Here is a 12,939-nt window from a genome sequence, read left to right as displayed (position 1 = left end):
GGAAGCAGTTTAAAACAACAAATAAAAAACAGAGTATTATAACCCAGTATTAAATTTTGTCCAGGATTTTAAAAATTTATGCATAAAAATTTTTAAAATGGTAATACTAAAAAATAGAAAGTAGACAAGTTAATCTGAATGATCTCTTACCAAGAAGGTTGGCCTAATTTAAATACACAAAATTATTTACAGACCCTCAAAATGGTTCTTTCCTAACTTAGTTGAAATTAAATAATAAAACCTTACTTCTTAACATTTCAAAACTACAGCGACCATACATAATTCTCTTAATAACTTTTATCTTATTTATAATCCCCTCTGCTAAGCCGTTACTGTATTCATACATAATACAATTTCTTACAGCTTCATAATCTCTCTTTACCCCTGACACAAAACTATTCAACTCGGGAATATCTAACTCTTCACTCTCTTTAAGCCACTGCTCTACCTTAAACACTTCTTTTTTCAATAGGATTTCTTTAAACTGCTTGACTAATCGGTAGATTATCTTTAATTGGGGATAAATCTCCATTACTTTTTCCAATTCCTCACCTGTTATGGCTTTTTCTTCTTCTATCCCTCTATAAAGCAAACTTATCAGACTCTTTCTCTCGACTATCTTAATTGTCTCACTTCTATCTTCTAAAAATATCATTTCTTTATTCGTATTAGCAATAAAGTATCTTACTAACGAATATGAACCATCGTATCCCATTTGCTTTATCTTTTCAAATATTCTTGCGCCACTATATCCCTTTGAAAAAAGTTCTAAAATGCATTCTTTATAATTGTCTAACTTACTTTTAAATTTTCTTCCTTTCGATGCATGATTAAATCTACCATCTGATTCAAGATATTTTTTTACTGTTTTTCGATCTAAACCTAATTCTCTCGATATCCCAGTAATGCTATATCCTTTCCTTCTAAGCAATTTGGCCTGTTCAATTAATTCTTCCTTTCGTTTACAAATATTTTCCTGCTTCGATTTCCCAATCGGCTCCTTGTCATATTTTTCTTTTTCGCTCTCATTTATTTTTGAATACTTTATAACAGTTTTATTCCCAAGTCCTAAAACTCTACATACTTCATTTATTGTACAACCATTCGAAATCATCTCTTTCACAGCAAGTATTAATTCCCATTTTGTCTTATAATGGTATTTCATCTTTGTCTCAGTTGAATATTTTGTTTCTGCTTCCCTTACTGTTGGCATTTCTATTTTTATCTTATTTTTAATCTCTCTTTTTATATATTCTCTGCAATAATCGGTTAAATTTTTTAATAAATGAAATCTATCACTTATTTGAATTGCTTCACAATGTGAATCTTTTATTGCTTTAGAATAAGTTACAGAACCATCTCTACATACAACCTCTATATTTGGATATTCTTCCAACCATTGTTTTACATCGTCGTAGTCTCTGGAATTTAAAATATCAATAACCTTCCTGCTTTCAATATCTATCATTACTGTTGCATATTTCTCCCTGCGCTTTAGGGCAAAATCGTCAATACAGACTCTTTTAACTGTATCTCTATCAATTAGAATTGCTTTTTTTTTATCATTTCACAAATTGTGCTCTTACTTATGTTTGCAATGTTTCTCCTTAATATCTTTGACGCAGCTACAGAACTTATATTCATTGAAATGTTTAATATTTCATCTTCAAGTCTTTTAGTTCTTTTTGCGTTATCAGAGATAAATTGAAATCTTTCAGCAAATGTTTTTTTACTGCACACAGGATTTTTACAAAAGAATTTTCTATTCTTGAGAACTATAACAACTTTTTTATCTTGTATTGGAAGATCTTGAAAACTTCTCGAATAGTAAGAATGTATTTTATTAGAACTTTGATTGCAATAAGGACACGTAGCTTGTGAATTTTTAGATTTAACATAGATGTAAATTGTATCATCAATTATTTCGTATTTCTCCATGACAAGATTATTATCTAACAGGTTTATAATTGACTCCATTGTATTGATTTCTCCTTTGATCTAATAGTCCTTTCATTATAGCCGAAAAATAAAATTTATTCAACTGACTTCGGAAAGAACCATTTTTATTTTATCATTTACAAGAAGATATCCTGGAGATAGAGATATATTAGCCATTGACTATAGGGAGATAGAGAAGTTAAGTAGATTTGAGTTTGATATAGGAGTAATTCACTTTCATGGGTTAGATTACTTAATGGATAGTGGAGTATTTGAGGATAAGAAGATAGTATATGTGATACATTCTGTTCCGACCCCTGAACCATATTTTTTAGACAATCCATTTGGGGGGCATATTGAGGTACAAAGGAGTTTTGAAAGGCTTAGCAAAGTGGCAGATATTTTAGTATGTGTATCCAATTGTGAAAGGGAAAAGTTGATTAGATTGTATCCCCGATATGATAGCAAGACAAGGGTTATATACAATGGAATAGATATGACGCCAGGTGAAGTTAAAAAAGATAGGCAATAGATGCATTAATAGTGCCATCGTTATATGAGCCGTTTGGGTATGTAGTTTTAGAGGCAGGGAAATTAGGTACACCAGTAATTAGTAGTTGCAGAGGAGGGATATATGAGGTAGTAGGATGTGAGTATCGGTATGTTTTTGATCCATATGATAGAGGGAGACTGACTGAATGTATTAAAAGGTTTCAAAAAGATTTTGTAGATGTAGTGGAGAGAGAGGTAAGTAGGCTAACCGAGAGGGTCAAGATGTTTAGTGCAGAGAAGATGGCAAATGAATACAGGAAATTGTTTAATGAATTATTAAATTAGCAAATGAGGAGTTAGTGAGGTTTTTATGAAAAAGTATTTAATCATGATATTAACAATTGGAATTATATTTTTTTCTGGGTGTGCAAAATTTAGTAATATTTCAGAAACTAATTTCAAATCATCATTCCAATTTAATATAACCTCAAGCAAAAAAGTTACTTACAATGCAGAAAAAAATCCATTTTTCTTCAAAGAAAGTATTTCAAAGGTAGAGTATAAAGGAAAGTTTTTGTTTGATGATCTTGTTGAAAAAAATGTAAAATTGAATATTATTAAAAAGGCTAATCTTAAGTACGGCGAGTTATATGAATTGAAACTTGAACCTATTGAGGGTATTCCAGATGAACGTTTGAGTTTAGGTTATTTTTACGTGCAGAAAGATAAAATATATAAGATAGACCCAACCAAAGAAAATCTAAGTAAGTTAAAGACAAGAGAAGAATTGCCGAATGATAGTGTAATTGTTTGCCAAGACAAAGAAATAAAAGATTCGTTAAGTGAAAACGAGCGTGGGTGGCATAGGTATTTGAGGGTTGAAAGGGATAAAAGGGAATATCATGCGTATAACAATCAAGTTGAGACAGGATATTATGAAACATTTATTTGGGAGAAGAATAAAGGATTAATATGTTATCGAAGTGGATATGGTGCTGAAAGGGACTCTATTGAATTGCAAATTAAAGATAAATAAAATACAGCCGATGTTCAGCAGGGGGCTTCAAGCGTGTTTAACAGTATTCATGTTTCAACAAAATCATCTAAGCTATTTGCTGTGGTGACAAAAAATAATAAATGGTTTTAAACATGTTAAAGTTTTTAATAAAGTATGTTTACTTTGCTTTGTGATTATGCTATAACATTTGTGGTTGATACAAATATGAAAGCAAAAGAGGTTCTAAAATTATTAAAAATTTCAAGACCGACGCTAACTAAATACGTAAAAGAAGGAAAAATAAGAGTAACAGTTATGTCAAATGGATTTTATGATTATAATGAAGAAGACGTATACAAAAGATAATTGAAGAAATTATAAGTTTACTGCACTGTTACAGTATGAAATTTTATAGCAAAAGAAAAATGCAAAAAATAAGAAAGCTTTTAGAAAGCGAGGTGTTTGAAGATAATAATCAAGAGAGTGGAGAGAATACAGATAAATAGAAATCATGAATTGTGGAATTATTGTGATGAAACATGCTTTGCAGCAAAAAACTTATATAATTATGCTAACTATATTGTAAGACAGGAATTTATAAACAACGACAGATGGATAAGATACAGAGAACTTGATAAAGTGTTAAAAGAACATGAGACTTATAGAAACTTGCCAGCACAAACATCACAGCAAATCTTAAGACTTCTTGAAAGAAATTGGAAAGCATTTTTTAGAGCTATAGAAGAATGGAATAAAGATAAAGATAAATTCTTAGGTAGGCCTAAACTGCCAAAGTATAAGAAAAAAGACGGCAGGAGTATAGCTGTATTTACTAATCAACAGTGCAAAATCAAAGATGGATATTTATCTTTTCCCAAAACAGATTTAAAGCTCAAAACAAGAGTGGAAAACAGATTAAAAGAAGTGAGAGTAATTCCAAAAGGAAGTGTTTATGTTATTGAAATAGTTTATGAAAAAGAGATAGCTGAAACAAAAAAACCTTCAAAGAGGATAGCAGGTATAGACTTAGGACTTAATAACTTTGTAACTTTGGTAAATAACATAGGCATAAAGCCTATTGTTATTAATGGCAGAGTTATTAAGTCAATAAATCAATATTACAACAAGAGGAAAGCAGAATTGATGAGTTATGTAGGCAACAGAGGCAGTAGCAGAAGAATAGAGAAGTTGACTTTAAAGAGAAACAACAAGATTAAGGATTTCATGCACAAGGCAAGCCGTTTTATAGTCAATTGGTGTAAAGAATACGAAATAGACACCCTTGTAGTTGGATATAATCCAAACTGGAAGCAGGAAATAGAGTTAGGAAAAGTAAACAATCAAATTTTTGTGAATATTCCTTATTATCAATTCATAGGAATGCTCAAGTACAAATGCGAAGAAGAAGGAATAAATTTCATAGTTGTAGAAGAGAGTTACACCAGTGGCTGCAGTTTTTTAGATGGAGAGGAAGTGGGCAAAGAAAACTATGACCCAAGCCGCAGGATAAGAAGAGGGCTATTTAGAAGCAACAAAGGAATATTAATAAATGCTGATGTAAACAGCGCATATAACATTATAAAGAAAGTATTCCCCGAAGCATTTGCAGAGGGGATAGAGGGTGTGGGGTTACACCCAGTTAGGCTGAATGTAGCCTAACAAAGAATAGTGTTTAATAAAATTTTAAATAGTTTTTAATACTTTTAACACTATTCATAACCTGATGTTTACTTAAATGCTGCAAGATATCAAAATGAAAAGGATATTAAAAAGATAAAAAGGGGCTGTCCAAAAAGACGAATGGACAGCCTCTTTAATTTTGTATTTTTGACATAGTGATATATTTTTGATATAATATATAAAAAATGATAACATGAGGTGATATACCAGTGGCTCGTAAACATGATAAAGTTGTCTTCAAAAATTACAACCCATACCAATATTTAATGCCTATCGACCCAGAAGCTTTTATACCTCAAAATCATTTGGTCAGAATAATTGATAAAATCATTGATAAGATAGATATATCAACCGTAATGGAAAAGTACAAAGGTGGTGGTACAAGTAGTTACCATCCACTGATGTTATTAAAAGTTTTAATCTATGCTTACATACAAGGTATTTATTCATCAAGAAAAATAGCTCGGGCTTTACGTGAAAACATTACTTTTATGTGGCTCTCAAAATATCAAGCTCCTGATTTTAGGACTATCAACAGATTTAGAAAAGAAATTTTGGGGGATGCAATTGAAAATATCTTTGCCGAGGTGGTTAAACTCCTTATAGAGTTAGGATATGTAAACTTCGACTATTACTATCTTGATGGGACAAAAGTTGAAGCTAATGCAAACAAGTATTCTTTTGTTTGGGCTAAAAGCACAAAAACTTTCGAAAAGAAACTGAGAGAAAAAGTAAAAAACACTCTTGAAGAAATTGAAAGAATAAATGAAGAGGAAGATAAAGCATTAGGAGATTTAAATGTAAAATTGGAAGCTGACTATGATAGCAAGCAGTTAGAAGAAAAAATTGAGCAAATAAATCAAAGACTTGAGGAAGCTGAGTTTAAAAGTAAGAGAAAAGAAAAAAGAGTAAAGAAATTGGTAAAGGTATTGAAAAATGATTGCGTTTTCAGACTCAAAAAGTATGAGAATTATGAGACAATTTTAAACGGCAGGAACAGTTTCTCTAAGACAGACAATGATGCCACATTCATGAGGATGAAGGATGACCATATGAAAAATGGGATGCTAAAACCTGGATATAATGTTCAAATCGGCACACAGAACCGATTTGTAATAGGTTTTAGCATCCACCAAAGTCCCACAGATACTGTCTGCTTAAAAGAACATCTTGAGGCTGTGAAGAAGATGATGGGATTCACACCCAAGAATGTTGTAGCAGACAGTGGCTATGGGTCTGAAGAAAATTATCTTCATCTGAAAGAATGTGGCATAAATAGCTATATTAAGTATAACACATTTGACTTGGAGCAGACAAGAAGATTTAAGAAGGATATTTTTAATGTAAAGAACTGGGAGTACATAGCTGAAGAAGATGCCTATATTTGTCCTGCGGGTAAGAAGGTTAAATATTTGTATCCGAAGATAAGTGTAAATGAGAGAGGATTTGTAAGCTATGAGAAGGTATATCAATGCGAAGAGATTTGCAATGGCTGTGAACACAGAGAAAAATGTTATAAAGGTAGAAGATGGAAGAAGAGATTTAGTGTAAGACCAAGGTTAGAAAAATTGAAGGAAGAGGTAAGGCAAAGACTATTGAGTGAAGAAGGCAAAGAGATTTACAATAAAAGGAAGGTAGAAGTTGAGACAGTATTTGGGATAATAAAGAACAATAAAGGATTTAGGAGATTCCTGCTCAGGGGCTTAAAGGGTGTAAAGCTTGAGTGGGGTTTGGTTTGTATTGCCTATAACATAGAAAAATTAGCAAAGATAATGATAGAGGGTTGGGGTAAAACTGTCGCCCAACCCTCTTTTTATTTGCTTTATAACTTAATATTGGTATTTAATACCACAAAACGTCCTTTTTGGTTATTAAAAATTATTGTTTTGGGACAGCCCCTTTTTTATTACCCTTTTAGAATTTCTTCAATTTCTTTTAATTCTTCTTCTGAAAACTCAAGATTATTGATACAACCCACATTATCTTCAATCTGAGACACTTTGCTTGCACCAACAATTACTGAAGCTACAACTTTATTTCGCAAAATCCACGAAAGTGCAAGCTGTGAAACTGTCTGCCCGCGCCTTTTTGCAATTTCAGATAACTTTTTAACTTTTTCGATTCTCTCAGGAGTTATATCACTTTCTTTTAAGAATACGCCCGATTTTCTTACTCTTGAATCCTCAGGAATTCCATCCAGATAACGCTCTGTAAGAAGCCCTTGAGCAAGAGGAGAATATATCACAGCTCCCATGCCAAGCTCATTTAATGTATCAAATAGACCATTTTCAACATCTCTTGCAAACATATTGTATCGAACTTGATTTACAATGAGTTTTAATCCCATTTGCTTGGCAGCTGAATACGCCAGTTTGGTTTGTTCAGGATTATAATTTGATATCCCAGCATATAAGGCTTTTCCACTATGGACTGCCTGATACAAAGCTTCCATTGTCTCTTCAATTGGCGTTTCAGGATCAGGCCTGTGAGAGTAGAAGATATCAACATAGTCAAGGTTCATTCTTTTTAAGCTTTGGTCCAAGCTTGCGAGAAGGTATTTTTTTGAGCCCCAGTCGCCGTAAGGACCTTCCCACATTGTGTATCCTGCTTTTGTTGCAACAATAATCTGGTCTCTGTAAGGTTTTAGGTCAAATTTAAAAATCCTTCCAAAGTTTTCTTCAGCCGCACCTGGTGGGGGACCATAGTTGTTTGCCAAATCAAAGTATGTGATTCCAAGGTCAAAAGCCCTCAAAACAATTCTTCGCATGTTGTCAAATGGGTCGTTGTAGCCAAAGTTGTGCCAAAGGCCAAGAGAGATTGCCGAAAGTTTGAGTCCGCTCTTTCCACATCGCAAGTATAACATGTTATTGTATCTGTTCGAATCTGCTACATACATTCTTAAATTATCTCCTTTTAAAGTGTTTTTATAATTTGATTTTACCCTTTTGAGCTCAATAGTTCAACCACTTTCCCAAATCTCAATTGCAAATAAACCTAAAAAAAACTATAATATAGTTAACAACACTTTCAAAGCTTTTTAAGGATGTATGCCGATGGATGAAAATATCAGGAGAGAAGATAATTTGAAAAGAATTGAAGTAAAGATTGCGGGTATGAATTATGTATTAAAGACTGACGAAGATGAAGAGTACATAATGAAGATTGCAAATTATATAAACAAGAAGATGTCAGAGGTTGTGGCTAATGAGCCGCAGCTTTCTACATCTCTTTCGGCAATGCTCACAGCATTTTTGGTGGCAGATGAGTTTTTTAAACACCTATTAGAATGTGACGAGAAACTTTCAAAGATGGCTGTTGAAAGTGAGAAATATCAAAAAGAGGTTGAGGAATATAAAGAGAGGTTAAAAGAGGCAGAGGAAAAGCTCTTGAAGCAAAGTCAAGAGATTGAAAAGTTAAATGAAATTATTCAAAATCTTAACCAAGAGCTTGAAAAAACAAAACAGGAACTTGAAAAGACCAAAAAAGAACTTGATGATTTCATAAACGCATTTGATGGTGATAGATAAGATGAAAATGCTTTTTATATTCTTAGACGGTGTTGGAAAAGGGGAGAAAAATGAAGCTAACCCCTTTTTTTATTATCATCCAAAAGCATATGACATTTTTTTAAAAGATGGAAATGTCTTGTTTTTGGATGCAACGCTTGGCGTTGACGGTCTGCCACAAAGTGCCACAGGCCAAGTTACAATCTATTCAGGCATAAATGCGGCAAAAGAGATAGGGTTTCATATTAACGGACAGATTACACCAAGCCTCAAGAGAATAATTGAAAGACAAAACATTTTTACCACTCTTTTGCATCGTGGCTTTAAAGTAGACTTTGCAAATGTTTACAGAAACGAATATTTGCAAAAGCTATTAAATGACAAAAACTTTAAAATGTCTGTGACAAGCTACATGACCTTGATATCAGGAATAAGATTTAAAACGGTGGAAGACCTTCTAAGAGGTGAAGGGGTGTATTTTGATATTACAAACCACGTTTTGATTGAAAGTGGATATGAGGTACCAGTTTTTTCACCACAGAGGGCAGCTGAAAATCTTTTAAATGTGTTAAATAAAAATGATTTTGTCCTGTTTGAACATTTTAAAACAGACATTATAGGGCACTCATGTGATATGGAAAAAGCTTTAGAGCTTTTAAAACTTTTAGATGAGTTTATACTCAGTTTAATTGAAGATCTTCCAGAGGATGCTTGTCTTGTTGTGACATCTGACCATGGCAATATAGAAGATCTGTCGACAAAGACACATACAAAAAATAAAGTACCTTTTTTAGCATATGGAAATAAAAAAGAAATCTTTGCATTAGAGTCAATTGAACAGATTTATAGCAGCATTTTAAAATACTTCGAAATAGGAACACAGAGGGATGACAAAGAAAGATGAAAAAGGTAGAGCTATTGTCACCAGCAGGCGGATTTGAGGAACTTGTTGCAGCCATAAAAGCTGGGGCTGACAGCGTGTATGTTGGTGCAAAAGAGTTTTCAGCAAGGGCATATGCGAAGAACTTTTCAGAAGATGAGCTGAGGAAGGCTATAGATTTTTGTCATGAGAGAGCGAAAAAGATATATCTTGCAATAAACACCCTGGTTTACAATGATGAGATGCACAAAGCTTTAAAGCTTGTAGAATTTGCATACAAGGAAGGAATTGATGCTGTAATTGTGCAGGACTTAGGTCTACTCTTTATTATTTTAAAAGAGTTTCCAGGTATGCCTGTTCATGCGAGCACCCAGATGACAGTTCATAACTTAGCTCAGGTAAAGTTTTTGGAGGACTTAGGAGTAAAGAGAGTTATACTCTCAAGAGAGCTTTCTTTGGATGAGATAAAAAACATAAGACAGCAAAGCAGTATTGAACTTGAGGTTTTTGTGCATGGAGCTTTGTGCATTTCATATTCTGGTCAATGTCTATTTTCAAGCATAGTTTTCAAAAGAAGTGGCAATCGCGGCCAGTGTGCTCAAGTTTGCAGGCTTTATTATAAGCTTTTTGACAAGGAGAAAAAAGAAATTGATGAAGGATACCTTCTTTCACCGAAAGATATTTGTCTTTTAGGAAACATAGATAAGCTAATTAGAGCAGGGATTGACTCTTTCAAGATAGAAGGAAGGCTAAAGGACAAATACTATGTCTACACTGTGACCTCAATCTACAGAAAGTATATTGATATGTACTATGAGAAGGGTAAAATAGATATCGACATCACTGACAAACAAAAACTTCTTCTTGTCTTCAACAGGGGGAACTACAGCACAGGGTATTTAGAAAATGCTGATATTGACGAAATAATCTTTAAATCTGCTCCTAACAACACAGGCCTTTTTATTGGAAATTTTTATTTTGAGAATGAAAAACTTTTTTTGCAGACTTCATATAACCTTTCCAACGGCGATGTAATTTCTTTCAGAAATAGCAATTTTGAAGAGATTCTTCTTGAAATAAATAACAATATTATCAAGAAAGATGACAAGAAATTTGAGGTGAAAGTTGATTTTGAGAGAAAAAAGAGATTAAAAGAATTTTCACAGGGTCAGGTGTTTATTGTAAAAAGCAAAGAACATGAAATTAGAATAGAAAAAGACCTGAAAATGGAGAAAAAGTTTAGGAAGGTTGATTTCAAGGTATGGTTAGAAAAAGAAAAAAGAATAAAAGCTATAGCCCTGTGTGATGGATTTGAGATAGAAGAAGAGGGAGAAGTTGCTCAGCAGGCAAAAGAGAAAGAGGTTACAATCCAGACTGTAATCAGCAGCTTTTCAAAACTTGGTGGAACAATTTTTGAGATGGGAAATTTTGATGCGTATATCGAAAGTGGCTGTTTTGTGAAGGTTTCAGAGCTAAACAGGCTGAGAAAGCTTCTGATTGAAAAGCTTTCTCAAAAGATAATTAGCTTTTACAAGAGAAATCTAAAACAAGATGTTGAAATTTCAAGGTATCTTGGAGATGGTCGTGTAAGGTCATTTAATAGGAGTCACAGGTTTTCTTTCATGGTAGACTCACTCTGGCAACTTGAAAAACTTAAAAAGTGGTGTGAGGCACGCAATCTTTCAAACTATGAAATCTACGTGCCTTACAATGTAATTTTTGATTTGAGTCTAGAAGACAACATGGTTGTTTATCTTGACAGGATAACACATGATGAAGATTTGAATAGGGTTGAGGTTGAGAGAATAAAAGAAAAGGGTATAAAAAAGGTTTTGGTGAGGAACCTTGGACAGTATGAGATTTTCAAGCACCACTTTGAAATTTACTTTGATTTTAGCTTGAACACAACAAACTCTGCTTCATTTAAATTTTTAGAACTACTTGGTGGCAAAAGAATCTGTCTTTCGGTTGAGCTATCTAAAACAAGAATTATAGAAATTTACAAAAACGCACAAGAAAGTGAGGTAGAAGTAATTGTCTTTGGTAGAATTCCTCTGATGGTAAACAGGCTCAAATTTTTCGAAAAGGGAGAGTACTTGCAAGACAGAAATGGTGAGCTTTTAAAACTCATAAAAACTCAGAGTGGGAAAAACGAAATCTTAAACCCCGCGTTTTTGTATATAAATGACAAAGATGTGCCGGCTGATGTGTTGAGATTTGACTTTACAGGCCTCAATAAAAAAGAAATGGAAAAAGCTTTGGAAGGATATTTTGATAACAAAGAGATTGGTTTAAAAATCACAAAGGGGTATTATTTGCCATGATGAGAGAGTTTACAAAAAACCGGTTTGTGGTTGCAATGATTTATGTTATCCTAATTAGCGCATTTATCTTTTCATGTGCATATTTAATCAAGACATTTGACCTTTTTGTAAGGTTTGTGATAAAAGCTTTCATTCCGGTTATTATTGGACTTTTCATTGCAGAGGTGTCTGAACCTCTTTTAAAATACTTGGAAAAAAGAAAGGTAAGCAGGACAATCTCTGCAATTCTTATACTGATTGTTCTAAACATAATACTTGGTTTTATGCTTGCAGAGGGCATATATATTCTTGTGAATGAGTGCATGAGTTTAGTTGCAAGCCTTCAAAATATTAATTATGACAAGATTTATCAGGCTTTAGACAAGCTCTTTGCAAGTGTAAAAAATATATATTCAGGTCTGCCGGGACCTATTGTAAATTTCATTCAATCTGGTGTTGATGAGCTCACAAATGTCCTCAACCAGATTGCCACAATGAGTTTGAAGGTAATAAAGGTTATACCCGCAACTTTAAAGGGTATTACGGTATGGTTTTTTTCTGTGCTATCAAGCTTTTTCTTTATGCGCGACAGGCATAGAATGAGAGCATGGCTGATTCAAAATTTCTCAGTCCAGCTCTACAGAGAACTTTCTTCAATTGCTTTTAAAGTCATAGATTCTGTTGTAGACTATGCAAAGTCTCAGATAATTCTGGCAGTTTTGATGTTCCTATCAGGCCTTATAGGACTTTCGATAATAAAAGCACCTTACTTTTTGGTGATAAGCCTTCTTTTAGGTCTTTTGAGCATAATTCCAATTATAGGCTCAGGCATAATATTACTTCCATGGATAGTTGGCAGTTTTATAGCTGGAGATACCAATTTTGGGTTAAAACTGCTGATTGTATATCTTATAATTTTAGGCATTCGCGAGTTTGCGTCTATCAAGATTGTTGCGAGCCAGGTGGGAATTTCGACCTTTACAACACTTGTCTCTATCTATGCAGGTGTTGAAATATTCGGTGCGTGGGGATTTGTGATAGGTCCGCTTTTGGTTGTGTTTTTGAAAGCAGTATATGAGACAGGGGCAATTAAAAAGATAAGAGAAAATCTCTTTATGCCCAAAAAGGAGTGAAAGTGTATAA

The 12,939-nt window shown here is 33.3% G+C and carries 9 protein-coding genes and 3 pseudogenes; 10 read left to right on the top strand and 2 right to left on the bottom strand.

Features of this window, described 5'->3' with window-relative positions:
- Positions 1-217: 217 nt before the first annotated feature.
- Positions 218-1,938, bottom strand: a pseudogene (locus OTK01_RS11470) (ISL3 family transposase).
- Between the two features lie 88 nt (positions 1,939-2,026).
- On the opposite strand from OTK01_RS11470, the gene OTK01_RS11465 reads away from it, so the two are divergent.
- The 6 genes and pseudogenes from OTK01_RS11465 (at position 2,027) to OTK01_RS11440 (ending at position 7,025) form a co-directional block, all read left to right on the top strand.
- Positions 2,027-2,470, top strand: a complete 444-nt coding sequence (locus tag OTK01_RS11465) for a glycosyltransferase family 4 protein (protein WP_084694660.1) — start codon at positions 2,027-2,029, stop codon at positions 2,468-2,470.
- Positions 2,471-2,481: 11 nt separating this feature from the next.
- Complete coding sequence (locus OTK01_RS11460) at positions 2,482-2,775, top strand: glycosyltransferase (protein ID WP_029229275.1); 294 nt, start codon at positions 2,482-2,484, stop codon at positions 2,773-2,775.
- Between the two features lie 25 nt (positions 2,776-2,800).
- A complete protein-coding gene (locus OTK01_RS11455; protein WP_029229276.1) occupies positions 2,801-3,466 on the top strand; it encodes a hypothetical protein in 666 nt (221 codons plus the stop codon).
- Between the two features lie 186 nt (positions 3,467-3,652).
- Positions 3,653-3,787: pseudogene (locus tag OTK01_RS11450) on the top strand (MerR family transcriptional regulator); the annotation flags it as partial.
- 102 nt (positions 3,788-3,889) lie between these two features.
- Positions 3,890-5,086 carry an RNA-guided endonuclease InsQ/TnpB family protein gene (locus OTK01_RS11445; RefSeq protein WP_269011615.1) on the top strand — a complete coding sequence of 399 codons (1,197 nt, stop codon included), beginning with the start codon at positions 3,890-3,892 and terminating at the stop codon, positions 5,084-5,086.
- A 230-nt stretch (positions 5,087-5,316) separates the two neighbouring features.
- Positions 5,317-7,025: pseudogene (locus OTK01_RS11440) on the top strand (IS1182 family transposase).
- Here OTK01_RS11440 and OTK01_RS11435 read toward each other — a convergent pair.
- Entirely contained in the window at positions 7,014-8,003 is a 990-nt protein-coding gene (locus tag OTK01_RS11435; RefSeq protein WP_029228956.1) for an aldo/keto reductase, read from the bottom strand. The pseudogene OTK01_RS11440 and the gene OTK01_RS11435 overlap by 12 nt on opposite strands.
- Positions 8,004-8,160: 157 nt before the next feature.
- On the opposite strand from OTK01_RS11435, the gene OTK01_RS11430 reads away from it, so the two are divergent.
- The 4 genes from OTK01_RS11430 to ytvI are packed head-to-tail and all read left to right on the top strand — an operon-like array spanning position 8,161 to position 12,929.
- Positions 8,161-8,634, top strand: coding sequence for a cell division protein ZapA (locus tag OTK01_RS11430; protein WP_013433421.1), 474 nt, complete (start codon positions 8,161-8,163; stop codon positions 8,632-8,634).
- A complete protein-coding gene (locus OTK01_RS11425; RefSeq protein ID WP_029228957.1) occupies positions 8,621-9,517 on the top strand; it encodes an alkaline phosphatase family protein in 897 nt (298 codons plus the stop codon). The genes OTK01_RS11430 and OTK01_RS11425 overlap by 14 nt, the downstream gene beginning before the upstream one ends.
- The gene (locus tag OTK01_RS11420) at positions 9,514-11,817 is read left to right on the top strand and encodes a U32 family peptidase (RefSeq protein ID WP_029228958.1); all 2,304 of its coding nucleotides are present in this window, start codon (positions 9,514-9,516) and stop codon (positions 11,815-11,817) included. The genes OTK01_RS11425 and OTK01_RS11420 overlap by 4 nt, the downstream gene beginning before the upstream one ends.
- Entirely contained in the window at positions 11,817-12,929 is a 1,113-nt protein-coding gene (gene ytvI, locus OTK01_RS11415; protein ID WP_029228959.1) for a sporulation integral membrane protein YtvI, read from the top strand. Before OTK01_RS11420 ends, ytvI begins: the two co-directional genes overlap by 1 nt.
- The last annotated feature ends 10 nt before the right edge of the window (positions 12,930-12,939 follow it).

It is taken from the genome of Caldicellulosiruptor acetigenus (assembly GCF_026914305.1).
GTDB lineage: Bacteria > Bacillota > Thermoanaerobacteria > Caldicellulosiruptorales > Caldicellulosiruptoraceae > Caldicellulosiruptor > Caldicellulosiruptor acetigenus.
The sequence above is the reverse complement of the archived record's forward strand: the minus strand, read 5'-3'. Positions and strand labels throughout refer to the sequence as shown.